Raw genomic sequence first — 23151 nt, 5'->3', positions numbered from 1 at the left:
GGCGGGAAGGCGCCGGGACAGGCGGCGGGAAAGGCGGCGCGGCTCCTCTGAGATCGTGTGAACCGATCCGCAGGGCTCGTGCGATGAGGAGACGTGAGCGAAACGAGAAGCGACGGGGAGCTGCTGCGGGCCGTCGCGTCCGATGCCGACCGCCGGGCCTTCGAGGAGCTGTACCGCCGGTACGCGCCCTGGCTGTCCGCCCGCCTGCGCGGCCGTTGCGCCGACCCCGCCGTGGTCGACGACGTCGTGCAGGAGACCTTCCTCGCGGTGTGGCGCGGCAGCGCCCGCTACCGGGAGGAGGGGGACGTGGCCGGGTGGCTGTGGCGGATCGGGTCGCGGCGGCTGATCGACGTGCTGCGCGGCGACGGCGCGCGCGGACGGCTGCGGCAGGCGCTGGCGCGGCTGCGGCACCGGGACGAGGTCTCGGCCGAGGAGCGCGTCCTCGCCGGGGTCGAGCACGGAGACCTCGCGGGCGCGCTGGTCAGGCTCTCGCCGGAGCTGCGCGCGGTGCTCCAGGCCACCGTCGTCGACGGGCTGACCACCCGTGAGGCGGCCGTCCTGCTCGGCATCCCGCCGGGCACGGTCAAGACGCGGGCGATGCGGGCCCGCCGGCAGCTGCGGGAGGCGCTGGCATGAGGAACGAGGACAGCGGCCGCCGGGGTGGCAACGCCTGGCACGTGGCCGAGGACGACCTGCGGGCCTACGCACGCGGGGAACTGGCCGCCCCCCTGCTCTGGTCCGCCGACACCCACCTGACCGCCTGCGCCGCCTGCCGGGGCGTCCTCGCCGAGGTGAGCGACGCCGCCGCGCTGGACGCGGGCTGGGAACGGCTGGACGCCGAGCTGGACGCCCCCCGGCCGGGGCGGCTCGAACGGCTGCTCATGCGGTGCGGGGCGGGGGACGCCACGGCGCGGCTGCTCGCGGCCACCCCCGTACTGCGCCGGTCCTGGTTCGGCGCGCTCGCCACCGTCCTGCTCACCACCTTCCCGGTGGCCCTCGCGGCCGGTGCGGCCGGCCGGCCCACCCTGTTCCTGGCCTTCGCCCCGCTGCTGCCGCTGGCCTCGGTGGCGCTCGCCTACGGGCCGGTGCTCGACCCGACGTACGAGATGGCCGTCGTCTCGCCGATGCACGGCTTCCGGCTGCTGATGATCCGCACGGTCGCCGTGCTCGTGGTGGCGCTCGGGGTGGGCGGCCTGGCCAGCCTCGCGCTGCCCGGGTTCGGTCCTGCCGCCCTGGCCTGGCTGCTGCCCGGGCTCGCCCTGACCGCGACGGGGCTCGCGCTGGCGCCGCGGCTGGGCCCGGTCCTCGCGCCGTCCGTGCTCGCGGGGGCCTGGGCGGCCGTACTGCTGGCCGCCGACGCGGCGCGGGCGTCCGCGGACGGTCCGCTGGCGCCGTTCACGGCGGCCGGGCAGGGCGTGTCCGGCCTGGTGGCGGTGCTGGGCGTGGGGCTGCTGTTCCTGTTCCGCGACCGGTTCGACGTGTCGGGCCGCGGCCTCGCGTGAGCCCCGCCCGCTGATCCCGCTTCCCCCCTCCTCTCCCCCTCTCCTTCTTCTTCCTGATCACTTTCACGTACCGGAGTGCCGTATGACCCCCACCGTTTCCGCCTCCGGGCTGCGCCTGCACTACGGGCGCACCCGCGCCCTCGACGACGTGTCGCTGCGGCTGACCCCGGGTGTCACCGGGCTGCTCGGGCCCAACGGCGCCGGGAAGACCACGCTGCTGCGCGTGCTCGCCACCGCCGTGCCCGCCGACCGGGGTGCCTTCACCGTGCTCGGGCACGACCCCGGGACCTCGCGCGGCCGGCAGGAGGTGCGGCGGCGGCTCGGCTACCTGCCGCAGACGCCCGGTTTCCACCCGGACTTCACCGCCTTCGAGTTCGTCGACTACGTGGCGATCCTGAAGGAGCTGACGGACCGCCGGGAACGGCACCGCGAGGTGCGGCGGGTACTGGAGGAGGTCGACCTCGGGGACGTGCGCGGGCGCCGGATCAAGAAGCTGTCCGGGGGCATGCGGCAGCGGGTCGCGCTCGCCGCCGCGCTGGTGGGCGACCCGGGCTTCCTGGTGCTGGACGAGCCGACCGTCGGTCTCGACCCCGAGCAGCGGATGAGGTTCCGGGAGCTGATCGCCGGGGCGGGGGAGGGGCGGACCGTGCTGCTGTCCACCCACCAGACCGAGGACGTGGCGATGCTCTGCCACCGCGTGATCGTCATGGCGGCCGGGACGGTGCGGTTCGACGGGACCCCGGCCGAGCTGACCGCGCGGGCCGCCGGGCGGGTGTGGAGCAGCACGGAGAAGGACCCCGGCGCGAGGGCCGGGTGGCGCACCGGGACGGGCTCCTTCCGGAACGTGGGCGACCCGCCCCCCGGCGCCGAACCGGCCGAACCCACCCTGGAGGACGGCTACCTGCTCGTCCTCGACGACGCCGGCACGACCGGTACGACCGGCGAGGAGGCGGCCGCGTGAGCACCGTGGTGACCGAGGAGTCCGCACCCGTACAGGCGCCGCACCGGGACCGGGGCGCGCGGGCCGTGCTCGCCCTCGCCCGGTTCGAGGCGCGCAGGCTGCTGCTGAGCGTTCCCGTAGTCGTCGCCTTCGTGGCGTACGTCGCCTGGATCGTCTGGCGCACGCCGGAGTCCTGGGACGGCTACCCCGCCCTCCAGGAGGCCGACCAGGCCACCCAGTCCACGCCGATGCTCGTCGGCCTCGCCGTGCTGCTGAGCGCCGCCCGCGCGGTCGTGCGCTCCGAACGCCACGGCACCGAGCACCACTTCTCGGTCCTGGTCCTGCGGCCCTGGCGCCGGATGGCCGCGCACGCGCTGTCCGTCGTACCGGCCGCCCTGCTCACCGCCGGGTGTGTGGCCGGCCAGTTCGGCTGGGAGGCGCTCAAGCCGGGCGCGATCGGCCACGGTTCGCCGGCCGAACTGGCGGTGGGGCCGCTGACGGTGCTGGCGTTCGGGGCGCTCGGGGTGCTGCTCGGCCGGCTGACGATGTCGCCCTTCGCCGCGCCGCTGCTGGTGGTGGTGCTGCTGTTCGTGTTCGTCCTCGGGACGGGTTCGAGCGAGGCGGGCGGGCTGTCCTGGCTGGCACCGGCCGTCACCGAGGCCGGGCCCGACGCCCTGCCCTCCGACCTCCTGGGGCGCCCCGCCGCCTGGCACGCCCTGTACCTGGCGGGCGCGGCCCTGTGCCTCGCCTTTTTGGCGGTGGCCGCCGCCGGCGGGCGCACCGCGGCCGTCCGCGCGGGGCTCGTCCTGAGCCTCGCGGCGGCGGTGACCGGCGGGGTCCTCCAGGCCCGCGGCGCGACGCCGTCGGCGGAGCTGGTCGCGGCCCGCGAGCGGGCCTCGGCGCACCCGGACCTGACCTGCGCCGAGCACGGCCGGTCCCGGTACTGCGCCTTCCCCGAGTGGGCGCCGCGCACCGGCACCTGGGCCGGGGTCGTGGACCGCGTCCAGGCCGTGGCCGGGGGCTCCGCGCACGACCGGCCCCTCGTCGTACGGCAGCGGATCGACGCCCGCTACGGTCCGGGGACCGACACCGCGCTCCCCGCGTCGACCGCACCGCACCGGGTCACCGTGGGCACCTCCTGGGGCGGCAACCGGGTCCCCGAGTTCTCCAGTGCCGTCGCCGCCGTCCTCGTCGCCGGTACGGAGGCGGCCGGGAGCGAGCTGTGCGACGGGCGGATGGTCACCGTCATGTGGCTCTCCCTGAGCTGGCAGGACGACCCGATGGACGCGCTGCGCCGAGTCCGCCTCGACGACAGCGTGTCCGGCTCCGCGATCGTCCTGTCGCCCACCAATCCGCTGTCCATGACGGAGGGCCAGACGGACGTCGTGCGCCGCCTGCTGGAGAACCCGCCCGCCGGTGTCGGCGCACGGGTGAAGGAGCACTGGGCCGAACTGACCGCCCCGGGCGTCACGACCGCCCGGGTCGCCGACCTGCTCGGCGTGGCCGGGCCGGGGAAGGCGGACTCGTGCGAGGAGTGACGGCGGGCCGAACGTCGGTGTCGGTGGACCTGGTCGGCCCGCTGTGGCGCACGCTCCCGTGGCGGGCCCTGGCGGCGGCGGGGACGCTGGGCCTGCTGGTCGCCGCCACCCCCCTCGTCACCGGTGCCGAACCGGCGCCCTGGCAGACGCTGTTGCTGCTGCGGGGCAGCGCCCTGATCGGCGCGCTCGGCCTGGCCTTCCTGCTGGACGACCCGGCCCGCCACCTCACCGCCCCGGTGCCGACCCCGCGGCCCGTCCGGCAGGCGCTGCGGGTGGCGCTGGTCGCGCCGTTCGCCGCGCTGTGGTGGGCGGCCGTACTGCACCTGCCCCCCTCGGCGTCCCGGCCCCCGGCCGGCGGGATCACCCTGGAGGCGCTGGCGGTGGGCGCGCTGGCCCTGGCGGCCGCCGCCCTGGCCGTACGGGTGACGGACGAGGCGCGGCCGGGGCCGTTCGTCGCGGCGGCCCTGCTGCTCGCGGCCGTCCTCGTGCCCCTGCTCGCGCCGGAGGGCTGGGCGCTGTTCGTCCAGGCCAACGACCCGCGCTGGCCCGCCGCGCACGACCGGTGGGCGGTGCTGGCGGTGGCCGTGGCGGCGGCGGGGGCGGCGTGCGGGCCGGAGCCGCTGGGCCGCCGGGCCGGCCGCTGACGGGACGGCGCGTCCGCCGGACCGGCCCCGCGGCTCACGTCTCCGTGCGGTACATCAGGTCCGTCTCGTGGGTGGTGAAGCCGAGGCGCTCGTAGACGGCCACCGCCGCCTTGTTGTCGGCGTCGACGTACAGCATCGCCGTGGGCAGGCCCCGCTCCGCCAGGTGGCGCAGACCGATCGTGGTGAGGGCCTTGCCCAGGCCGCCGCCCTGGGCGTCCGGGCGGATGCCGAGGACGTACACCTCGCCCAGCCGCTCCTCGGCGTGCACCTTGGTCCAGTGGAAGCCGATCAGTTCGCCGTCCCGCTCGGCGAGGAAGAACCCGGCCGGGTCGAACCACGGCTCGGCCTCGCGGTCGTCGAGGTCGCGCTGGGTGAGCGAGCCCTGCTCGGGGTGGTGGGCGAAGGCGGCGGCGTTCACGGCGAGCCAGGCCGCGTCGTCCCGGCCGGGCACGAAGGTGCGCACGCCCACGCCCTCCGGCAGCACCGGCTCCGACAGGTCCAGGCCGGCCAACGGGCGCCGCATCTGCCGCAGTTCGCGGAAGAGGGACAGCCCCAGCACCTGCGCGAGGTGCCGGGCGGCGGAGTGCCCGCCGTGCGCCCAGACCCGCAGCCGCTTGCCGGAGGCGGCGAGCAGCGCGGCGCCCAGCGCCCGTCCGTGGCCCTGGCCCCGGTGCGAGGGGTGGACGACCAGCTCGGCGGCCGGCGGCTCGACCGGGTCGGTGCCCTCCAACTGGGCGTAGCCGACGAGTTCACCGCCGTCGACGGTGAGCAGGAGGTGCGCGACGCCCTCCCGGGCGGGGCCGCGCAGTTGCAGCCGGCCCTGCTCGGACACGGCGTGCTGCCCGTCGTTCCGGGCCGCCTCGGTGAGCAGGGCGAGGACGGCGTCGGTCTGCTCCGGCGTGAGGTCGGCGAGGGTCTCGATCGAGCGGGGGCGGCCGGGCCGCAGGGTGTCGTCGCTGGTCATGCGTACGAGGGTAAGGGGCGGTCACGGCAAAGCGGCGGCAGCGGACGCAGCCGCGGACGAGGGTGCCGCAGAGGGCGTGGGAGGGGGTGAAGTTAAACCAGGCTGTAACCCGGAAGCCCCTGTCGCGCTACGCGCGTTGACCCTAGGCTGCTGCGCCGACGAGCCGTCTCCTCAGCGGCTCGCGCCACGCACACCCACAGGGGGGGCGCATGCCAGCCACAGCACAGCCGCACCAGCCGCGTCGCCGACGGCGTACGAGCCGTCTGCTCGTCGCCGCCGCCACCGTCGTCACCGCCGGGGCGCTCGCCGCGGCGGCGCTGCCGGCCTCGGCGAGCGCGGGCGGGAACGACCGCGGCCACGGCGGCCACGGCCAGGGCCGCTACCAGGACGTCCAGCTCCTCTCCTTCAACGACCTGCACGGCAACCTGGAGCCGCCCACCGGTTCCTCCGGCCGGGTCACCGAGGTCCAGCCGGACGGCACCACGAAGACGATCGACGCGGGCGGTGTGGAGTACCTGGCCACCCACCTGCGCGAGGCCCGCAAGGGCAACCGCTACTCCATCACCGCCGCGGGCGGCGACATGGTCGGCGCCTCCCCCCTGCTCTCCGGTCTCTTCCACGACGAGCCGACGATCGAGGCGCTGAACAAGCTCGACCTGGACGTGACGAGCGTCGGCAACCACGAGTTCGACGAGGGCGCGAGGGAACTGGCCCGCCTCCAGAACGGCGGCTGCCACCCCACCGAGGGCTGCTACACGGACAAGGAGTTCGAGGGCGCCGACTTCCCCTACCTGGCGGCCAACGTCCTGGACGAGAAGACGAGGAAGCCGATCCTCAAGCCCTACTGGGTGTGGAAGCAGCGGGGCGTCAAGGTCGGTTTCATCGGCGTGACCCTGGAGGGCACCCCGGACATCGTCTCGGCGGAGGGCGTGAAGGGCCTGACGTTCAAGGACGAGGTCGAGACGATCAACAAGTACGCCAAGGAGTTGCAGCGCCAGGGCGTGAAGTCGATCGTCGCGCTCGTCCACGAGGGCGGCTTCCCCGCCTCGTCCTCCTACAACTACGACTGCGACTCCCCGGGCGCGGGCGACGGCATCTCCGGACCGATCGTCGACATCGCCAAGAACGTCACCCCGCAGGTCGACGCGCTGGTCACCGGCCACACCCACAACGCGTACGTCTGCACGGTCCCCGACCCGGCGGGCAACCCCCGCATGGTCACCTCGGCCTCGTCCTTCGGCCGCCTCTACACGGACACCACGCTCACGTACGACCGCCGCACGGGTGACATCGCCCGTACGTCGGTGAAGTCGGCGAACCACGTGGTGACGCGGGACGTCCCGAAGGCGCCCGACATGACCCGGCTGATCGGCGCGTGGAACACCCTGGCCGCCCCGATCGGCAGCCGCCCCATCGGCTACGTCTCCGCCGACATCGACCGCACCGGCACCGAGTCCCCGCTGGGCGACCTGATCGCCGACGCGCAGTTCGCGTACGGCAAGCAGCGGGACCCGGAGACCGACCTGGCCCTGATGAACCCGGGCGGCATCCGCGCCCCGCTGACCTACGCGGCCTCCGGCGCCGAGGGCGACGGCGTCGTCACCTACGCCGAGGGCTTCACGGTCCAGCCCTTCGCCAACACGGTGAACCTCAAGGACTACACCGGCGCCCAGCTGATCCAGGTCCTCAAGGAGCAGGTGAGCGGCCCGAACGAGGCGGCCCCGAAGATCCTCCAGGTCTCCTCCGGGCTCACCTACACCCTGGACCTGACCAAGTCGGGCGCGGACCGCGTCGTCGCGGACTCCGTCCGCCTGAACGGCGCGCCCGTCGACCGGAACGCCACCTACCGCGTCGCGTCCAACAGCTTCCTCGCGGGCGGCGGCGACGGCTTCACCACGCTGGGGCAGGGCACGAACGAACTCGTCGGCGCGGACGACCTGACGGCGTTCGAGCAGTACCTGACGGCCCACTCCTCGGCGGCCGACCCGATCGCTCCGCCGGCGGCGGACCGGATCACGGTCGTCCAGTAGGCGGCGCCAGCGAGTCCCTGAGGGCGCCCGTCAGCCGTCGAAACTCCGGCGGGCGCCCTCGATGTGGCCGAGGTGCCGGTGGGTCCAGTCGCAGATGGCGTCGACCGTGGCGCGCAGGGCGCGGCCCGGTTCGGTGAGGGTGTACTCGACCCGCGGCGGCACGGTCGGGTACACCGTCCGGTCGACCAGGCCGTTGCGTTCCAGCATGCGCAGGTTCTGGGTGAGCATCTTGTGGCTGATGCCCTCGACCTCGCCCCGCACTTCGCTGAAGCGCAGGGTGCGCTCGCCGAGCGCCTCGATGATCAGCAGCGCCCACTTGTTGGCGACGTCCGAGAAGATCTCCCGCGCCAGGGAGTCCGCGCGCCGCAGGTCCGCGTCCTCGGGCAGGTCGTTGAGCAGTTGCTTGGTCACCATGAGGTTCCTCAGTCACCGAAAAGTGCGTTCTTCCAGGTCAGCCGCCACTCTCCTACAGTTCCCGAGTAACTGCAAGAGAGTGGACCGGAAGGGCGAGCACCATGACCACCCACGATGTCTTCCGCTTCGACGTGCCGGCCGAGGACGACTTCGGCTACTCCCAGGCGATCAGGTCGGGCGCGCTGGTCCGTGTCTCCGGGCAGCTCGCGTTCGACGCGGCGGGCGAGTTCCCGGACGGGGGCGACTTCGCCGCCCAGCTCCGGCGCACCCACGCCAACATGGACCGGGTCCTGGCCCACTACGGAGCCACCCGCAACCAGATCGTGTCGCAGACCCTGTACGTGGTGGACCTGCGGCACCACGCCGCCGCGGCGGCGCGGGGCAACCTGGCGTACTTCGGGGAGCACCGCCCGGCCGCCACGGTCCTCGGCGTGACCGAGCTGACCCTGCCCGGTCAGCTGGTCGAGATCAGCTTCGTCATCGATACGGGGCTGCCTGCGTGACGTCTCCCTCCGGCGGCGGCACCGGCGCCCCGGGCAGCCGGATCGTGGCGGTCGTACCGCCGCCGTCCGCCGGTCGCAGGGTCACCTCGCCGCCCGCCTGCTGCACCGTCCGCGCCACGATGGACAGGCCCAGGCCCGAGCCGGGCAGGGCGCGGGCGCTCGGGGAGCGCCAGAAGCGGTCGAAGACGTGCGGGAGTTCGTCGGCGGCGATGCCGGGGCCGTGGTCGCGGACGGTCAGGACGCCGTCGGCGAGGCGTACGTCGATGGTGCCGCCCTCCGGGCTGAACTTCACCGCGTTGTCCAGGATGTTGACCACCGCGCGTTCCAGCGCGGCGGGTTCCGCCCGGACGTACCAGGGGCGCACGTCCGCGTCGATCGCCAGCTCGGGGCCGCGCAGGCGGGCGCGGCGCAGCGCCGACTCGACGACGTCGTGCCAGGCGAGGATGCGGGTGCGGCCCTCGTGCTGGCCGGTGTCGGGGCGGGAGAGCTCCTGGAGGTCGCCGATGAGCGCCGCCAGCTCCGTCATCTGCGCCTTCACCGAGGCGAGCAGCGCCTTGCGGTCGGCCTCCGGGAGCGGGCGGCCCGTCTCCTCGCTGCGGGTGAGCAGCTCGATGTTGGTGCGCAGGGAGGTGAGCGGGGTGCGCAGTTCGTGGCCGGCGTCGGCGATGAGCTGCTGCTGGAGGTCGCGGGAGCTGGCCAGGGACGAGGTCATGCTGTTGAAGGACCGGGAGAGGCGGGCGATCTCGTCGTCACTGTCGTCCGCGACGGGGATGCGGACGGTGAGGTCCTCGGTGCGGGCCACGTGCTCGACGGCCTCGGTGAGTTCGTCGACCGGACGCAGCCCGGTGCGCGCCACCCACAGCCCGGCGGCGCCGGCGCCCAGGACACCCGCGCCCGCGACGATCGCGAGCACCAGGGCGAGGTCGTTGAGGGAGCTGTTCACCTCGCCCAGCGGTCGCGCGGCGGATACGGCCACACCCAGCTCGGGCAGCACGCTGTAGGTGTAGACCCGGTACTGGGCACCGTCGGCCCCCGTGGCGTCGTGCAACGCGTCGGTGGAGGCGCCCTCGGCCACGGCGTGGTCGGCGTCGCCGAGCGGCACCTCGCGGGTGCCGATGATGAGACAGCTCCCTCCCGTGCCGTCCACCAGCTGTACGGACGAGCCGAAGGGGTTCTGCTCGTGCGTGACGGGGTCGTGGGCGCAGGCGCCGGTGCGCAGGTTGACGTACTGGCTCACCTGCTCCCTGGTCATGCGGTTGGCCTTCAGGGCCTCGTCCAGCGAGCTGACCAGCACGCTCTTGACGACGAACCAGCAGGCGACCGCCGCCGCCGCCACCGCGAACGCCACCGCCGCCGCCACCAGCAGCGACAGCCGCGCCCTGATGGGCAGGGACCGGACCCGGTGGGCGACGCCTCTCACTCCGCGCCGCCCTGCCGCAGGACGTAGCCGACGCCGCGGACGGTGTGGACCAGGCGGGGCTCGCCGCCCGCCTCCGTCTTGCGGCGCAGGTACATGACGTACACGTCGAGGGAGTTCGACGACGGCTCGAAGTCGAAGCCCCAGACGGCCTTCAGGATCTGCTCCCGGGTGAGGACCTGGCGCGGGTGCGCCATGAACATCTCCAGCAGGGTGAACTCCGTGCGGGTCAGCTCGACCGGGCGTCCGGCGCGGCTGACCTCCCGGGTCGCCAGGTCCATGGTCAGGTCGGCGAAGCTCAGGGTGTCGTCGTCCTCGGCGGTGGCCTCCACCGCCGCCGCGTAGGAGCTGCGGCGCAGCAGCGCGCGGATGCGGGCGAACAGCTCGTCCAGCTCGAACGGCTTGACCAGGTAGTCGTCCGCCCCCGCGTCCAGGCCGGTGACCCGGTCGCCGACCGTGTCGCGGGCCGTCAGCATCAGGATCGGCGTCAGGTCGCCCGCGCCGCGGATGCGGCGGGCGGCGGTCAGGCCGTCCATGCGGGGCATCTGGATGTCCAGGACGACGAGGTCGGGCCGGTACGCCGCGGCCTTCTCCAGCGCGTCGGCGCCGTCGACGGCGACCTCGGTGTCGTACCCCTCGAAGGCGAGGCTGCGCTGGAGGGCTTCGCGGACCGCGGGCTCGTCGTCGACGATCAGGATGCGCTGGATCTCGCGGTCGGCGTCTGCGGGGCTCATGGGCTCGGGTCCTCGGGTGCGGTCGGGTACGGGTACGGGGTGTCAACGCTTTCAGCGTCGCACGTCTGCGCGCCCGCTCAGTTGCTCGCGCCCGCCCGCAGCCCGGGCAGGTCGGCCTTCACCGTGTTGACCGGGATGGCGAAGCCCAGGCCCACGCTGCCCGCGCTCGCGGAGGACTCGGTCGCCGAGTACATCGCGGAGTTGATGCCGATGATGTTGCCGTTCATGTCGATCAGCGCGCCGCCGGAGTTGCCCGGGTTGAGGGACGCGTCGGTCTGGATCGCCTTGTACGTCGTCGTGGACGAGCCGGTGTCGCCGTTGAACTGCTGCCCGCCGAACTCGAACGGCCACTGGCCGCCCTGCCGCTGCTGCTGTTCCTGCCGGCCCTCGTCCGTCGAGACGGTCACGTCCCGGTCGAGGGCGGAGACGATGCCGCTGGTCACGGTGCCGGTCAGGCCCTCGGGGGAGCCGATGGCGACGACCTGGTCGCCGACCCCGACGCCGTCGGAGTCGCCGAGGGTGGCGGCCTTGAGGCCGGCGGCGTCCTTCAGCTTGATCAGCGCGAGGTCCTTCTTGCTGTCGGTGCCGACCACCTCGGCGGTGTACTGCTTGCCGTCGTTGGTCGTCACCTTGACGGAGGAGGCGCCGGACACGACGTGGTTGTTGGTGATGATCTCGCCGTCGTCGGTGATGATCACGCCGGAGCCGGTGGAGGACCCGGCGTTCGAGGTGGCGTTGATCTCGACGATGCTCGGGCTGACCGCCTTGGCGACGCCGGAGACCGTGCCCTTCTGGCTGGAGGGCACCACGTTGGTGCTGGTCGAACCGGCAGCGACGGTGTCGCCGCCGGCCAGCTCCTGGATGCCGTACGCCGTGCCGCCGCCGACGGCCGCCGCGACGATCGCCACGGCCACCAGCAGGGCGGCGGGACCGCGCCGCCGGGCCGGGCGCCCGCCGTGCGGCGGCTCGGGCTGCGGGCCGGGCAGGGGCTGCGTGGCGTGGTTCCCGGGCGGCTGCGCCGGCGGGGGCGGCCACTCCGGGTTGACGGGAGAGGAGGCGTGCTGGTGGGGTCCCTGGTACGGGTTCGCGTGCTCGTACTCGCCGTTGGGGCGGAGGCTCTCGGTCATGTCCATGAGCCTCCCGCCCCCGGATGAGAGCGGCCTGAGTGCTGCCTGAGAAGCCCGGCAGAACCTCGTATGCCCGATATAAAGACGCCCGTCGGCTGATCGCTACGCGCAGCCGCAGGACTGCCGTACCACCAGCTGGGACGGGAACACCTTCAGCCGCTCGCGGCGGGAACCCGCCACCCGCAGGCCGTCGTCCAGGACCAGGTCCACCGCCTCCCGCGCCATCGCCGACCGGTCCGAGGCGACCGTCGTCAGCGGCGGGTCCGCCAGGTCGGCTTCCTTGATGTCGTCGAACCCGGCCACCGCCAGCTCGCCGGGGACGTCGATGCGCAGCTCGCGGGCCGCGCGCAGCAGGCCGATCGCCTGGTCGTCGGTGGAGCAGAAGATCGCGGGCGGGCGCTGCGGCCCGGAGAGCAGCTCCAGACCCACGCGGTACGCGTCGTAGCGGTTGTACGGCGCCTCGAAGAGCCGGCCCTCGGTGGAGAGCCCGGCCTCCTTCATCGCGCGCTTCCAGCCCTCGACGTGGTCGGAGACCGGGTCGCCGACGGACGGCGTCTCGGCGGTGCCGCCCATGCAGGCGACGTACGCGTACCCGTGCTCCAGCAGGTGCCGTACGGCGAGCTGGGCGCCGCCGAGGTCGTCGGTGACGACGGCGACGTCGTCGATGGCCTCGGGGCGCTCGTGCAGCAGGACCACCCGGGCGTCCCAGGCGTCGATCTCGGCGGCGGCGTTGTCGTTCAGCGCGTGGCTGACCAGGATCAGGCCGGAGACCCGCATGCCGAGGAAGGCCCGCAGGTAGTGCACCTCGCGCTCGCCGACGTAGTCGCTGTTGCCGACGAGCACCATCTTGCCGCGCTCGGCGGCGGCCCACTCGACCGCGTGCGCCATCTCCGCGAAGAACGGCTGGCGCGCGTCCGGCACGATCAGACCTATGAGGTCCGTGCGCCGCGACGCCATGGCCTGGGCGACCCGGTCCGGGCGGTACCCCAGTTCCTTGATCGCGGCGAGGACACGCTCGCGCGTGGCCGGGGCGACCGGCCGGGGTCCGTTGTTGATGACGTAGCTGACGACGGCGGTGGAAGTCCCCGCCAGTCGCGCCACATCATCCCGAGTCACCTTGGCCACGCGCGGAGTCTACGCGGATGGACCCGCTCCGGGCAGGGCGTATCAGACCTTGGATGACCTCGCGTCCGCCGCCTTCGCCGGCGTGTCGGCCCGGTCCTCGGCGCTCTCCGCCTCGGCGTTCTTCGGCTCCGCGTCCTCCGCCCCCTCCGGCTTCTCGCCCTTCTCGGGCTTCTCCGGCGTCACGAAGCGGTAGCCCACGTTGCGGACGGTGCCGATCAGCGACTCGTGCTCGGGGCCGAGCTTGGCGCGCAGCCGCCGCACGTGCACGTCGACCGTGCGGGTGCCGCCGAAGTAGTCGTACCCCCACACCTCCTGGAGCAGCTGTGCGCGGGTGAACACCCGGCCGGGGTGCTGGGCGAGGTACTTCAGCAGCTCGAACTCCTTGAAGGTCAGGTCCAGGACCCGGCCCTTGAGCTTCGCGGAGTACGTCGCCTCGTCCACCGACAGGTCGCCGTTGCGGATCTCCATCGGGGAGTCGTCGCCGCCGAGCTGCTGGCGGCCCGTGGCCAGCCGCAGCCGCGCCTCGACCTCCGCCGGACCGGCGGTGTCGAGCAGGACGTCGTCGATGCCCCAGTCGGCGGTGACGGCGGCGAGACCGCCCTCGGTGACGATGAGCACCAGCGGACAGCTGAGGCCCGTGGACCGCAGCAACTGGCACAGGCTGCGGATCTGGGGGAGATCGCGGCGGCCGTCGACGAGGATCACGTCGGCGCCCGGGGTGTCGACGAGGGCGGGGCCCTCGGCGGGGGCGACCCGCACGTTGTGCAGCAGCAGGCCGAGAGCGGGGAGCACCTCCGTCGACGGCTGGAGGGCGTTGGTCAGGAGCAGCAGAGAACTCATCGCGCCCCACCTGCCTGGGACGGTTCGTGGTCGTGCCCGGTTCGCTCGCCCATAACGTCTGGTTCCTCCTGGGTCCCTGCGAGGACGTTTACGGCACTGCTTCGTACAGGTCGTGCGGGTGCGGGTCCCGTGCCCGTGGGGCCCGCGGCGCGTCCGGGAGGTGAAGGCCAGGCGACCGTCCGACGACCGCCCGGCATCGCTCCCGGAAGCACAAAAGGACCCGGGGGCTACGTTGCCCGAGTCCTCTGCCCAGCAGAATAGCCGACATGAGCAACCGACCGCCGGGTCATGTGGCGCGTTCCACCCGTGGTCCAGCAAATCGTCCGCATTCCGAGACGCCGCGGGGGGCGCCGCGCCGCACGCCCGCGCGCACCGTCCTCCGGACGGCCGACGGGGTCCCCATCGACGCCGTGTACGAGCCGGGACCGGCCGGGCGCGACCCCTCTGACCTGGTGTTCGTCGTCGCGCACGGGTTCACCGGCGACGCCGACCGGCCGCACGTACGGCGGATCGCGGGGGCGTTCGCGCGGCACGGCGCCGTGGTCACGTTCTCGTTCCGGGGCCACGGCGCGTCCGGCGGACGGTCCACCGTGGGGGACCGCGAAGTGCTCGACCTGGCGGCGGCGGTCGCCTGGGCGCGCGGCTTCGGGCACCCCCGGGTGGTGACCGTCGGCTTCTCCATGGGCGGCTCGGTGGTCCTGCGGCACGCCGCGCTGTACGCCGACGACGCCGCGGCGGGCACGGACGCCGTCGTGTCGGTCAGCTCCCCCGCCCGCTGGTACTACCGGGGCACGGCACCCATGCGCCGGCTGCACTGGCTGGTGATGCGCCCCACCGGGCGCCTGGTGGGCCGCTACGGCCTGCGCACCCGCATCCACCACCGCGACTGGGACCCGGTGCCGCTGTCGCCGGTGGAGGCGGTGCCCCGGATCGCGCCGAGGCCGCTGCTCGTCGTGCACGGCGACCGGGACGGCTACTTTCCCCTCGACCACCCCCGGATGCTGGCCGAGGCCGCCGGTGACCACGGCGAACTCTGGCTGGAGCCCGGCATGGGCCACGCCGAGAACGCCTCCGGCGAGGACCTGCTCGACCGCATCGGCGACTGGGCGGTGGCCCGGGCGGGCTAGCCTGACGTTGTTCATCGCCGACGACGAAGGATCGAGATGGCAAAGGTCACGGTGCGCTACTGGGCCGCCGCGAAGGCCGCGGCGGGGGTGGCCGAGGAGCCGTACGACGCGGTGACGCTGGCCGACGCGCTCGGCGCGGTCCGCGAGCGCCACCCCGGCGAACTCACGCGCGTGCTGCTGCGCTGCTCGTTCCTCGTCGACGGCGACCCCGTGGGCACCCGCGGGCATGAGACGGTACGGCTGGCCGAGGGCGGCACGGTCGAGGTGCTCCCGCCGTTCGCAGGAGGGTGAGCGATGACCGACCAGCCGCAGCAGCCGTACCGGCAGTACGACCCGCAACAGCAGTACGACCCGAATCAGCAGTACGAGGGGTACGACGCCCAGGCGTGGCCCGGGCAGCAGCCGTACCCGTCGTACCAGGGCTACGGGGAGCAGCCGGACCCGAACGCCGCCCAGTACACGCAGCAGTGGCAGGGGCAGACCTGGGAGACGCAAGTGCAGCCGCCGGTCTCCGCGGAGGAGACGGCGTACCTGCCGCCGCACGCCCAGCCGCAGCCGCAGCCGTACCCGTCCCAGGGGTACGGACAGCCGCAGCCGCAGCCGTACCAGTCCCCGCCGCAGCCGTACGCGCCCCAGCCCCAGCCTCAGCCGTACGAGCCCCCCGCTCCCGCCCCCGCTCCCGCCCCCGCGCCCTCCTCCGCCTCCCCCTCCGACGATCCGGGCTACGGTCCCGCGACCGTCGCCGGGAACACGCGGATCACGGACGCGCAGCGGGCCCGCGCCGAGGGGCGTTCGCCGATCATCGACCCGGGCATGCAGCCGGCCGCTCTCACCGCGCTGCTCGGGCTGCTGCTGTCCGGCGCGGCGGCGCTCGGCACCTACGCCCTGCTCGTCCCGCTCGTCGCCCTCCAGGCGGTCACCGCGGCGGGCTGGTTCCGGCTGAACGGCATGTGGCCCGCCCGGCAGGGCATCGCGCTGGGCTTCGCGGGCGCGCTCGCCGCCGACGCGGCGCTGCTGGTGTCGGACCGCTCCCCGGCGGCGATCCTCGGCACACTCGGGGTGTGGGTGCTGCTCTCCCTCGTCCTGCAACTGCGCTCGCACGCCGACCCCGACGAGCGGATGTACGGCCTGATGGCGACCATCGCCGCGGCGGCCCTGGCCGTCGTCGCGGGCGGGTACCTCGCCGCCGACGCGGACGCGGTGACGGTCGGCGGGATCGCGGTGGCCGTGGCCGCCGTGGCCCGTGCGCTGCCGCTGCCGACCCCGGCGTCCGTGGTCGTCGCGCTGCTCGCGGCGGCCGGGGCGGGGATCGCGGCCGGCTCGGTGACGGACTTCGGGGCGTCGGGGGCGCTGCTCGGCGCGGGCGCGGCGGTCTGTGCGCTGATCGGCCTGCGGGTGGCGGCCTACGACTACCCCTCCCGCTTCGTCCACTTCACGGCGGGCGTGGCCCTGCCGCTCGCGGCGGCCGCCCCGGCCGTGTACCTCCTGGGCCGGGCCCTGGCCTGAGTCGCCGCCGGTACGGCACCCCCTGTCACAGCTGTTCGACAAAAACCGGGGGGTGCCCGGGGGCCGCGTTACGCTCGCGCTGGACGGCCGCCGGTCGTCGGGTCCGCCACCGCCGAGCGTCCAGGGTTGGGGAAACACCGCATGCGCGCACTGCGAATACTGTTGATCGTCGTCGTGATCCTGGGCGGCCTCTTCGTGATCGCCGACCGTGTCGCCGTCAACTTCGCCGAGGACGAGGCGGCGGACCAGGTGCGCAGCACCGAGAACCTGGCCTCGACGCCGGACGTGTCCATCAACGGTTTCCCCTTCCTCACCCAGGTCGCCGGCGGTGAGCTGGACGACGTGGAGATCGGCATCGACGACTACGAGGCGTCCACCGGCAACGCGAACGAGAAGATCCGCATCGCCCATCTGCGCGCCCACATGAAGGGCGTCGAGTTCTCCGGCGACTACAGCTCCGCCACCGCGGCCACCGCCACCGGCACGGCGACCGTCGGCTACGACGAGCTGATGAAGGCCACCAAGTCCGAGCCCACCCGGATCGCGCCCGGTATCGACGCCAAGGTCGTCGGCCTCTCCGACGGCGGCAACGGGAAGATCAAGGTGTCGCTGGAGGCCACGGTCCTCGGTGTCGAGGTGCCCGAGCCGGTCGAGGTGCTCAGCTCGGTCAAGGTCAAGGACGACGACGTGGAGGTCGTCGCCGACGGCCTGCCGAGGATAGGCGGCAGGCAGCTCGCCGAGTCCCGGATCCGGGCCATCACCGACTTCCAGCAGACCATCGACGAGCTGCCCGGCGGCATCGAGCTGGACAAGGTCGAGGCGGCGAAGGACGGCGTCGAGATCACGGTGAAGGGTTCGAACGTCAAGCTGGCCGGGTAGGACGAGGGGCGTCCCCCCACGGGACCGGACAGCCGTTGTCCGACAGGCGAGACGCCGCCGTCCGTACCGCAGATGCGGAGACACCCGCCCCGGCTCCCGCGGCCTCCGACGCCCGAGCGACGGGGCTCCCCATCCCATAGTGCGGACGATCGTGTCTCACCATGCGACACGTCGGTGACATGGCCCGCCCTCAATCCCTACGATCGCTCCTATGCAGCGACAGGCGGATCTCACGAAGCGGCGGGCAGTGGACCTGTGCCGCGTTGCCGCCATGCTCTGTCGCACCTTCTGAGGTGGGCGGCGACGTCGCCGTCCGTGTCCCCCTCATCCCTCGCCCCGGCCTGCCCCGGGCACCCGCGCGCCGCCGCACGGCCCGAGCGCGCACCCCTCTCACCGCACGCCCCGCCGCCAACTGCCCCGGAGGAGAAAACATGAGCCGCAGCGACGTCCTGGTCGACGCCGACTGGCTTCAGGACCACCTGGACGACCCGTCCATCGCGATCGTCGAGGTGGACGAGGACACGTCCGCCTACGAGAAGAACCACATCAAGAACGCGATCCGGATCGACTGGACCCAGGACCTCCAGGACCCGGTCCGCCGCGACTTCGTCGACCAGGAGGGCTTCGAGAAGCTCCTGTCGGCCAAGGGCATCGCCAACGACACGCTGGTGGTCCTCTACGGCGGCAACAACAACTGGTTCGCGTCGTACGCCTACTGGTACTTCAAGCTCTACGGCCACGAGAACGTCAAGCTCCTCGACGGCGGCCGCAAGAAGTGGGAGCTGGACGCCCGCGAGCTGGTGCCCGGCGACGAGGTGCCCCAGCGCGCCACCACCGACTACAAGGCCAAGCCGCAGAACACCGCGATCCGCGCCTTCCGCGACGACGTGGTCAAGGCGATCGGCGCGCAGAACCTGGTCGACGTCCGCTCGCCCGACGAGTTCTCCGGCAAGCTGCTCGCCCCGGCCCACCTCCCGCAGGAGCAGTCGCAGCGCCCGGGCCACGTCCCGTCCGCCCGCAACATCCCGTGGTCGAAGAACGCCAACGACGACGGCACCTTCAAGTCGGACGAGGAGCTGAAGCAGCTCTACACCGACGAGCAGGTCGACCTGGCGAAGGACACCATCGCCTACTGCCGCATCGGCGAGCGCTCGGCCCTGACCTGGTTCGTCCTGCACGAGCTGCTGGGCGTGGAGAACGTCAAGAACTACGACGGCTCCTGGACCGAGTACGGCTCCCTCGTCGGCGTGCCGATCGAGCTCGGCGCCAACAAGTAAGCCCGCCCCTTCTCAACCCCTCAGGAGTAACGACATGTGCGGAGCGAAGGCCGGCGGCCCGGACGCCTCGACGATCAAGCCCGGTGAGACCACCATCCAGGGTCAGGTGACCCGCGGCGGCGAGCCGGTGACGGGCTACGTCCGTCTGCTGGACTCCACCGGCGAGTTCACGGCGGAGGTCCCGACCTCCGCGACGGGCCAGTTCCGCTTCTACGCGGCCGAGGGCACCTGGACCGTACGCGCGCTCGTCCCGGGCGGCACCGCCGACCGCACCGTCGTCGCCCAGCAGGGCGGCCTGGCGGAGGTCGCGATCGCCGTCTGACGGCAGCGACGGCCGAAGGGGCCGCACCCACCGGGTTGGACGCCTGGGGTGCGGCCCCTTCGGCGTGCCCGGCCTACGCTGGAGGTATGTACGCGCGGCGCCGGCACGTCTACTTCGCCCTGATGGGGACCTGCGTCGTGCTCTTCGTCCTGGCCTGGGGAGTCGTGCGCCTGTGGTCCGTCCCGGCGGCCGTGGGCCTGTGCGTGTTCGCGATGCTCATCCCCCCGGTGGCCGCGATGATCGCCAACCGGCGCGGGCCCGAGGACCGCTGGTGGGACGACCCGTCGGGCGACGCCCAGTCCGACGAGTGGTGGGACGAACTGGACGGCAAGAAGCGCCCCTAGGGGGTGTCGTTTGGATCAGGCCGGCTCCGGGCGACGGGTGCCTTGTTCCACCCCGCGACCCCGGCAAGATCCAAACGACACCCCCTAGTCCCGGGCGCCGGCTAGAGGGCGTCGCCCTCGTCCTCCGGTGTGTCCATGCCGCCCAGGAGGCGGCGCAGGCAGCGCACCGCGAGGTCGGCGGGGGAGCCCGGCCCCTCGGTCGCCGCCTCGGTGCCGGACCACGTCTCCAGGGCGATCCGGATGGCGTCGGTGGCCGCGGCGGCGACCAGGCGCACCTCCAGCGGGTCCCGGCGGCCGTCCGCCAGCCGGGCGATCACCGGGACGAGCAGCTCCTCCGACTCCTGGTTCACCCGGTACCAGACGGCGCGCAGCGCGGGATCGTCAGCGGCGGCGCGCAGCAGACCGCGTGTGCGCAGGAGCGCCTCGACGGCCTGCGGGTCCGGCGTCGCCAGCGCCTGTTCGACCGCGCCGCGCAGGACCGGACCGAGCGCGGCACCCGGCCGTGCCTCGGCCAGCAGCGCGCGCCACCGGTCGCCGCCGACGGTGAGCAGCGGTCCGACGGCGTCCTGCTTGGAGCGGAAGTACCGGTAGAAGGTCCGCAGCGCGACCCCCGCCCGCCGGGCGATCTCCTCCGCCGTCGTGGCCTCGGGGCCCCGGGTGGCGAAGAGCTCTGCCGCTGCGTGCGCGATGTCGAGCTGGGTGGCGGCCTTGCGGCGTTCGGTCAGCGTCGGGGGCGGTGGCTCGGTGCTCACCCCAGAAGCGTACGGCCTGCCACCACCCGGCGGCATGCCGTGACGTGATGGCAAAACGTGTCACCTAGGCGTACGGTGACGCTCATGAACTACGTGCACCGTTACGAAGACCGCCGTGTCCTGGTCACCGGCGGCGGCTCGGGCATAGGCCAGGCCACCGTGCTGCGTCTCCTCGCGGAAGGCGGCACCGTCGTGGCCGCGGACATCAGCGAGGCGGGCCTGAAGGACACCGCGGCGAAGGCGGCGGCCCACGCGGACCGGCTGACCACCCGCGTCGTCGACATCGCCGACGAGACCTCGGTGCGCGAGGGCGTCCGGGCGGCCACGGAGGCGCTGGGCGGCCTGGACGTCCTGGTCAACGCGGCCGGCATCCTGCGCTCCTCGCACACCGCGGAGACCGGCCTCGCGGACTTCACCCGGGTCCTCACGGTGAACCTCGTCGGCACGTTCCTGGTGATCCGCGAGGCGATCCCGGCGCTGCTGGAGGGCAGGGACGCGGCGGTGGTCAACTTCAGCTCGACCTCCGCGGCGTTCGCCCACCCGTACATGGCGGCCTACGCGGCGAGCAAGGGCGGCATCCAGTCCATGACCCACGCCCTGGCCAGTGAGTACGCCGGGCGCGGCATCCGCTTCACCGCCGTCCAGCCCGGGTCCATCTCCTCCGGCATGACGGACGGCAGCGGGGCCAGCGGGCAGAGCGCCGGTCCCGGACTGCCCGCGGACGCCGACATGAGCCTCTACGCGAAGCTGTCGCCCGCCCTCGGCCGGGGCTTCGCCGGTCCGGAGACGGTGGCGTCGGTCGTCGCGATGCTGGGCAGCGAGGACGGCCGGTTCATCACGGGCACGGAGATCCGGATCGACGGCGGCACCCACTTCTGAGGCCGCCCGCATGCCGGAGAGGACAGCACCATGCACGACCTGACCGGCAAGAACGTGATCGTCAGGCGTATGTCATGGGGCGGTGAGCGCCGGCGCGGACCGGGGTCACCGGTCGGCTCGGCTCAGGCGGGGCGGGGCCCAGTCGTGGTGCCGGAGGATCATGCGCACGGCGGCGCGGGACGGGGTCAGCCGCATGGCCGTGTTGCGCAGGGCGACGGGCACGGGGCGGGCGAGCTGCTGGCCCATCCGTCCGGCCTGCCGGGCGGCGCGCGCGACGGCCTGACTGCGCGGCCGCCGCTCGGCGTCGTACCGGGCGAGCGCGGCGTCCACCGAGGGCTCGGCGGCGAGCGCGGCGGCCAGCACGACCGCGTCCTCCAGCGCCTGGCAGGCGCCCTGCCCCAGGTTCGGGGTCATCGCGTGCGCCGCGTCCCCGAGCAGCGCGATCCGGCCGGCCGTGTACGAGGGCAGGGGCGTGCGCAGTTCGTACACGTCGTGGTGGAGCACGGCGTCGGTCCGGGTCGCGTCGAGCAGGGCGGGGATCGGGTCGTGCCAGTCCTGGAAGCGTCGCCGCAGTTCGGCCAGGGGGTCGGAGAACCGCGTCCCCGCGGGAAGGGTGAGGACCGCGTGCCACTCGGCCCGCCCGTCGAGGAAGGCGATGTGCCCGAACTCGGCGCCGTGACCCCAGGTCAGCTCGAAGTCGGTGCGCAGCTCGACCGCCTGCTCGGTGATGGCGCGCAGCACCGCCGAGCCGCTGTGGACCGGACCGGGATGAGCGGGGAACAGACGGCGGCGGAACGTGCTGCCGATGCCGTCGGCCGCCACCACCAGGTCGGCGTCCAGCACCAGGTCGCCGCAGCCGACGCGAACCGCCCCGGGCCCGGCCCCCTGGAGCGGGCGGGCCTCGGAACCGATCAGCAGCGTCTCGGCGGGCAGGGCCGCACGCAGCAGCCGGTGCAAAGTGGCGCGGGGGATGCCCGTGATGGGCGTGCCGACCGCCTTCTCCAGCGCCGCGCCGTCCATCCGGGCCAGCCAACCGCCCCCCGGCGTACGGGTGCCGCCCCTGTACTGGCCCCGCGACGCCTCCCGCACCGCCCGGCCCACTCCGAGTTCGTCCAGTGCCCGCAGGCCGTTGGCGGCCAGCGAGATGCCCGCCCCCGCGTCGTCGAGCACGGGCGCGCGCTCGACGACCGTCACCTCCCAGCCGATGCGGCGCAGGCCGATCGCGGCGGCCAGTCCGCCGATGCCCCCGCCGACGATCACCGCTGTGCTGCCCATGCCGAGCCCCCTCTTCTACACCTGTAGAAGAATGACTGTATCCGAAGCGCTACAGGTGTAGAAAATGGAGCCATGGCTACGGATCGGCGCACCCTCCTCGCGGACGCGGCTCTCGACGTACTCGCCGACGAGGGGGCCCGCGGCCTGACCCACCGCGCGGTGGACCGCCGGGCGGGCCTGCCGTCCGGCACCACGTCGGCGTACTTCCGCACGCGGGCCGCGCTGCTCACCGGGCTCGTCACCCGCCTGGTCCAACTCGACCAGGCGGAACTGCACACGACGGCCGAGCGGCTCGCGCCCCTGCGCACGGCCGGGGACCTGGTGGACGGCTTGACGCTGCTCGTCCGCCGGCGGCTCACCGGCGAGGGGCGCCGCCGCTCGCTCGCCCGCTACGCCTGCGCCGTCGAGAGCGTGCGCGCCCCGGAACTGCGGGAGATCCTCGTCCCCCGCGAGAACGCCGGCCGCGAGGCCGTTCGGTCCTTCCTCGCCGGGCACGGCATGACGGACGTCGAGAACCGCACCCACACGCTGCTGTCCTGCGTCGACGGGCTGGTCTTCGACCGGCTGGTCTGCGGGGGCGAGGTGCCGCGCGAGGCCCTCGAAGGGCTCGTGGCCGCCGCCCTGCGTCAGTAGACGAGGGCCTGGGTGTCCTCGCCCAGCGCCTCCTGCACGAACACCTGCGCGCCCGCGATCCGTACGCCCTCGATGACGTCCTTCTCGGTGAGGTCGCGGCGGGCCGCGCACTGGGTGCACAGCGTCACCCGGCCGCCCGCCAGGAGCGAGTCGAGCAGGTCGGGCAGCGGCGCGGCGTGCGGCAGCTCGAACTCGGCCGCGCGCCCCGGCACCGCGAACCACGCGGACTCACCGGTCAGCCACAGCGACACGTCCACCCCACTGGCCACGGCCACCGCCGCCACCGTGAACGCCTGAGAACACCGCTCGGGCGCGTCCGCCCCCGCCGTCACCTTGATCACGAGCTTCTTCGCCATGGCCGAATCGTAATCAACGCCGC

Annotated in this window: 27 protein-coding genes; 17 read left to right on the top strand and 10 right to left on the bottom strand. The window is 73.7% G+C overall.

Translation table 11 applies throughout. The annotated features are described in order from the left end of the window. Window positions 1–93 precede the first annotated feature (93 nt). The 5 genes from ACIRGB_RS16865 to ACIRGB_RS16845 all read left to right on the top strand — a co-directional run bounded on the left by ACIRGB_RS16865 (window position 94) and on the right by ACIRGB_RS16845 (window position 4624). Entirely contained in the window at window positions 94–636 is a 543-nt protein-coding gene (locus ACIRGB_RS16865) for an RNA polymerase sigma factor (protein ID WP_403864778.1), read from the top strand. Then, window positions 633–1502, top strand: a complete 870-nt coding sequence (locus ACIRGB_RS16860; protein ID WP_403864775.1) for a zf-HC2 domain-containing protein — start codon at window positions 633–635, stop codon at window positions 1500–1502. Before ACIRGB_RS16865 ends, ACIRGB_RS16860 begins: the two co-directional genes overlap by 4 nt. Before the next feature lie 82 nt (window positions 1503–1584). Continuing rightward, complete coding sequence (locus tag ACIRGB_RS16855) at window positions 1585–2463, top strand: ABC transporter ATP-binding protein (RefSeq protein ID WP_403864772.1); 879 nt, start codon at window positions 1585–1587, stop codon at window positions 2461–2463. Next, complete coding sequence (locus ACIRGB_RS16850; protein WP_403864769.1) at window positions 2460–3980, top strand: ABC transporter permease; 1521 nt, start codon at window positions 2460–2462, stop codon at window positions 3978–3980. The genes ACIRGB_RS16855 and ACIRGB_RS16850 overlap by 4 nt, the downstream gene beginning before the upstream one ends. Further along, entirely contained in the window at window positions 3968–4624 is a 657-nt protein-coding gene (locus ACIRGB_RS16845) for an ABC transporter (RefSeq protein ID WP_403864766.1), read from the top strand. Before ACIRGB_RS16850 ends, ACIRGB_RS16845 begins: the two co-directional genes overlap by 13 nt. A gap of 34 nt (window positions 4625–4658) precedes the next feature. On the opposite strand, the gene mshD is transcribed toward ACIRGB_RS16845, so the two are convergent. Next, complete coding sequence (gene mshD / locus ACIRGB_RS16840; protein WP_403864763.1) at window positions 4659–5588, bottom strand: mycothiol synthase; 930 nt, start codon at window positions 5586–5588, stop codon at window positions 4659–4661. 209 nt (window positions 5589–5797) lie between these two features. On the opposite strand from mshD, the gene ACIRGB_RS16835 reads away from it, so the two are divergent. Then, window positions 5798–7618, top strand: coding sequence for a bifunctional metallophosphatase/5'-nucleotidase (locus ACIRGB_RS16835; protein ID WP_403864760.1), 1821 nt, complete (start codon window positions 5798–5800; stop codon window positions 7616–7618). A 30-nt stretch (window positions 7619–7648) separates the two neighbouring features. On the opposite strand, the gene ACIRGB_RS16830 is transcribed toward ACIRGB_RS16835, so the two are convergent. Continuing rightward, window positions 7649–8032: a winged helix-turn-helix transcriptional regulator gene (locus tag ACIRGB_RS16830; protein WP_403864757.1), complete on the bottom strand. Its 384-nt coding sequence runs from the start codon at window positions 8030–8032 to the stop codon at window positions 7649–7651. A gap of 101 nt (window positions 8033–8133) precedes the next feature. Here ACIRGB_RS16830 and ACIRGB_RS16825 point away from each other — a divergent pair, with 101 nt between their 5' ends. After that, a complete protein-coding gene (locus ACIRGB_RS16825) occupies window positions 8134–8535 on the top strand; it encodes a RidA family protein (protein WP_403864754.1) in 402 nt (133 codons plus the stop codon). On the opposite strand, the gene ACIRGB_RS16820 is transcribed toward ACIRGB_RS16825, so the two are convergent. The 5 genes from ACIRGB_RS16820 to ACIRGB_RS16800 form a co-directional block, all read right to left on the bottom strand. Continuing rightward, window positions 8510–9955, bottom strand: a complete 1446-nt coding sequence (locus ACIRGB_RS16820) for a sensor histidine kinase (RefSeq protein ID WP_403864751.1) — start codon at window positions 9953–9955, stop codon at window positions 8510–8512. The two genes, ACIRGB_RS16825 and ACIRGB_RS16820, sit on opposite strands and share 26 nt — an antisense overlap. Continuing rightward, on the bottom strand, window positions 9952–10686 hold the full coding sequence (locus tag ACIRGB_RS16815; protein WP_403864748.1) for a response regulator transcription factor: 735 nt from the start codon (window positions 10684–10686) through the stop codon (window positions 9952–9954). Before ACIRGB_RS16815 ends, ACIRGB_RS16820 begins: the two co-directional genes overlap by 4 nt. A gap of 77 nt (window positions 10687–10763) precedes the next feature. Further along, complete coding sequence (locus tag ACIRGB_RS16810) at window positions 10764–11813, bottom strand: S1C family serine protease (protein WP_403864745.1); 1050 nt, start codon at window positions 11811–11813, stop codon at window positions 10764–10766. 102 nt (window positions 11814–11915) lie between these two features. After that, entirely contained in the window at window positions 11916–12938 is a 1023-nt protein-coding gene (locus tag ACIRGB_RS16805; protein ID WP_403864742.1) for a LacI family DNA-binding transcriptional regulator, read from the bottom strand. A gap of 42 nt (window positions 12939–12980) precedes the next feature. Beyond that, complete coding sequence (locus ACIRGB_RS16800) at window positions 12981–13778, bottom strand: winged-helix domain-containing protein (protein WP_403864739.1); 798 nt, start codon at window positions 13776–13778, stop codon at window positions 12981–12983. Window positions 13779–14044: 266 nt separating this feature from the next. Between ACIRGB_RS16800 and ACIRGB_RS16795 the strand changes: the two genes are divergently transcribed. The 8 genes from ACIRGB_RS16795 (at window position 14045) to ACIRGB_RS16760 (ending at window position 19233) form a co-directional block, all read left to right on the top strand. Next, window positions 14045–14905, top strand: coding sequence for an alpha/beta hydrolase (locus ACIRGB_RS16795; protein ID WP_403864736.1), 861 nt, complete (start codon window positions 14045–14047; stop codon window positions 14903–14905). Window positions 14906–14941: 36 nt separating this feature from the next. Beyond that, window positions 14942–15196: a MoaD/ThiS family protein gene (locus ACIRGB_RS16790; protein WP_030187984.1), complete on the top strand. Its 255-nt coding sequence runs from the start codon at window positions 14942–14944 to the stop codon at window positions 15194–15196. Between the two features lie 3 nt (window positions 15197–15199). Then, the gene (locus ACIRGB_RS16785; RefSeq protein WP_403864732.1) at window positions 15200–16411 is read left to right on the top strand and encodes a hypothetical protein; all 1212 of its coding nucleotides are present in this window, start codon (window positions 15200–15202) and stop codon (window positions 16409–16411) included. A 141-nt stretch (window positions 16412–16552) separates the two neighbouring features. Next, complete coding sequence (locus ACIRGB_RS16780; protein WP_403864729.1) at window positions 16553–17290, top strand: DUF2993 domain-containing protein; 738 nt, start codon at window positions 16553–16555, stop codon at window positions 17288–17290. A 211-nt stretch (window positions 17291–17501) separates the two neighbouring features. Beyond that, window positions 17502–17582 carry a putative leader peptide gene (locus tag ACIRGB_RS16775; protein ID WP_351007875.1) on the top strand — a complete coding sequence of 27 codons (81 nt, stop codon included), beginning with the start codon at window positions 17502–17504 and terminating at the stop codon, window positions 17580–17582. A 139-nt stretch (window positions 17583–17721) separates the two neighbouring features. Next, window positions 17722–18567: a sulfurtransferase gene (locus tag ACIRGB_RS16770; protein ID WP_403864726.1), complete on the top strand. Its 846-nt coding sequence runs from the start codon at window positions 17722–17724 to the stop codon at window positions 18565–18567. A 34-nt stretch (window positions 18568–18601) separates the two neighbouring features. Then, window positions 18602–18889: a DUF1416 domain-containing protein gene (locus ACIRGB_RS16765; protein ID WP_355172588.1), complete on the top strand. Its 288-nt coding sequence runs from the start codon at window positions 18602–18604 to the stop codon at window positions 18887–18889. An 86-nt stretch (window positions 18890–18975) separates the two neighbouring features. Further along, on the top strand, window positions 18976–19233 hold the full coding sequence (locus ACIRGB_RS16760) for a DUF3099 domain-containing protein (RefSeq protein ID WP_403864722.1): 258 nt from the start codon (window positions 18976–18978) through the stop codon (window positions 19231–19233). Between the two features lie 101 nt (window positions 19234–19334). On the opposite strand, the gene ACIRGB_RS16755 is transcribed toward ACIRGB_RS16760, so the two are convergent. Next, window positions 19335–19985: a TetR family transcriptional regulator gene (locus tag ACIRGB_RS16755; RefSeq protein ID WP_403864719.1), complete on the bottom strand. Its 651-nt coding sequence runs from the start codon at window positions 19983–19985 to the stop codon at window positions 19335–19337. Window positions 19986–20069: 84 nt separating this feature from the next. Between ACIRGB_RS16755 and ACIRGB_RS16750 the strand changes: the two genes are divergently transcribed. Beyond that, on the top strand, window positions 20070–20864 hold the full coding sequence (locus tag ACIRGB_RS16750) for an SDR family NAD(P)-dependent oxidoreductase (RefSeq protein WP_403864716.1): 795 nt from the start codon (window positions 20070–20072) through the stop codon (window positions 20862–20864). Window positions 20865–20969: 105 nt separating this feature from the next. Here the strand turns inward: ACIRGB_RS16750 and ACIRGB_RS16745 are convergent, their stop codons facing one another. Next, the gene (locus ACIRGB_RS16745) at window positions 20970–22139 is read right to left on the bottom strand and encodes an FAD-dependent monooxygenase (protein WP_403864713.1); all 1170 of its coding nucleotides are present in this window, start codon (window positions 22137–22139) and stop codon (window positions 20970–20972) included. A gap of 72 nt (window positions 22140–22211) precedes the next feature. Between ACIRGB_RS16745 and ACIRGB_RS16740 the strand changes: the two genes are divergently transcribed. Then, on the top strand, window positions 22212–22772 hold the full coding sequence (locus ACIRGB_RS16740) for a TetR/AcrR family transcriptional regulator (protein ID WP_403864710.1): 561 nt from the start codon (window positions 22212–22214) through the stop codon (window positions 22770–22772). Here the strand turns inward: ACIRGB_RS16740 and ACIRGB_RS16735 are convergent. Then, a complete protein-coding gene (locus ACIRGB_RS16735) occupies window positions 22766–23128 on the bottom strand; it encodes a DsrE family protein (protein ID WP_052842954.1) in 363 nt (120 codons plus the stop codon). The genes ACIRGB_RS16740 and ACIRGB_RS16735 overlap by 7 nt on opposite strands. Between the last annotated feature and the right edge of the window lie 23 nt (window positions 23129–23151).

It is taken from the genome of Streptomyces sp. NPDC102490, from assembly GCF_044765285.1.
Taxonomy (GTDB): domain Bacteria; phylum Actinomycetota; class Actinomycetes; order Streptomycetales; family Streptomycetaceae; genus Streptomyces.
Note: the sequence above shows the minus strand (reverse complement) of the source record. Positions and strands in the feature narration are given on the sequence as shown.

Coding starts and splice junctions, on each gene's coding strand:
- ACIRGB_RS16860 (WP_403864775.1), top strand. CDS start 633: ATGAGGAACGAGGACAGCGGCCGCCGGGGTGGCAACGCCTGGCACGTG.
- ACIRGB_RS16855 (WP_403864772.1), top strand. CDS start 1,585: ATGACCCCCACCGTTTCCGCCTCCGGGCTGCGCCTGCACTACGGGCGC.
- mshD (WP_403864763.1), bottom strand. CDS start 5,588: ATGACCAGCGACGACACCCTGCGGCCCGGCCGCCCCCGCTCGATCGAG.
- ACIRGB_RS16835 (WP_403864760.1), top strand. CDS start 5,798: ATGCCAGCCACAGCACAGCCGCACCAGCCGCGTCGCCGACGGCGTACG.
- ACIRGB_RS16830 (WP_403864757.1), bottom strand. CDS start 8,032: ATGGTGACCAAGCAACTGCTCAACGACCTGCCCGAGGACGCGGACCTG.
- ACIRGB_RS16825 (WP_403864754.1), top strand. CDS start 8,134: ATGACCACCCACGATGTCTTCCGCTTCGACGTGCCGGCCGAGGACGAC.
- ACIRGB_RS16815 (WP_403864748.1), bottom strand. CDS start 10,686: ATGAGCCCCGCAGACGCCGACCGCGAGATCCAGCGCATCCTGATCGTC.
- ACIRGB_RS16810 (WP_403864745.1), bottom strand. CDS start 11,813: ATGACCGAGAGCCTCCGCCCCAACGGCGAGTACGAGCACGCGAACCCG.
- ACIRGB_RS16800 (WP_403864739.1), bottom strand. CDS start 13,778: ATGAGTTCTCTGCTGCTCCTGACCAACGCCCTCCAGCCGTCGACGGAG.
- ACIRGB_RS16795 (WP_403864736.1), top strand. CDS start 14,045: ATGAGCAACCGACCGCCGGGTCATGTGGCGCGTTCCACCCGTGGTCCA.
- ACIRGB_RS16790 (WP_030187984.1), top strand. CDS start 14,942: ATGGCAAAGGTCACGGTGCGCTACTGGGCCGCCGCGAAGGCCGCGGCG.
- ACIRGB_RS16785 (WP_403864732.1), top strand. CDS start 15,200: ATGACCGACCAGCCGCAGCAGCCGTACCGGCAGTACGACCCGCAACAG.
- ACIRGB_RS16780 (WP_403864729.1), top strand. CDS start 16,553: ATGCGCGCACTGCGAATACTGTTGATCGTCGTCGTGATCCTGGGCGGC.
- ACIRGB_RS16775 (WP_351007875.1), top strand. CDS start 17,502: ATGCAGCGACAGGCGGATCTCACGAAGCGGCGGGCAGTGGACCTGTGC.
- ACIRGB_RS16770 (WP_403864726.1), top strand. CDS start 17,722: ATGAGCCGCAGCGACGTCCTGGTCGACGCCGACTGGCTTCAGGACCAC.
- ACIRGB_RS16765 (WP_355172588.1), top strand. CDS start 18,602: ATGTGCGGAGCGAAGGCCGGCGGCCCGGACGCCTCGACGATCAAGCCC.
- ACIRGB_RS16760 (WP_403864722.1), top strand. CDS start 18,976: ATGTACGCGCGGCGCCGGCACGTCTACTTCGCCCTGATGGGGACCTGC.
- ACIRGB_RS16750 (WP_403864716.1), top strand. CDS start 20,070: ATGAACTACGTGCACCGTTACGAAGACCGCCGTGTCCTGGTCACCGGC.
- ACIRGB_RS16745 (WP_403864713.1), bottom strand. CDS start 22,139: ATGGGCAGCACAGCGGTGATCGTCGGCGGGGGCATCGGCGGACTGGCC.
- ACIRGB_RS16740 (WP_403864710.1), top strand. CDS start 22,212: ATGGCTACGGATCGGCGCACCCTCCTCGCGGACGCGGCTCTCGACGTA.
- ACIRGB_RS16735 (WP_052842954.1), bottom strand. CDS start 23,128: ATGGCGAAGAAGCTCGTGATCAAGGTGACGGCGGGGGCGGACGCGCCC.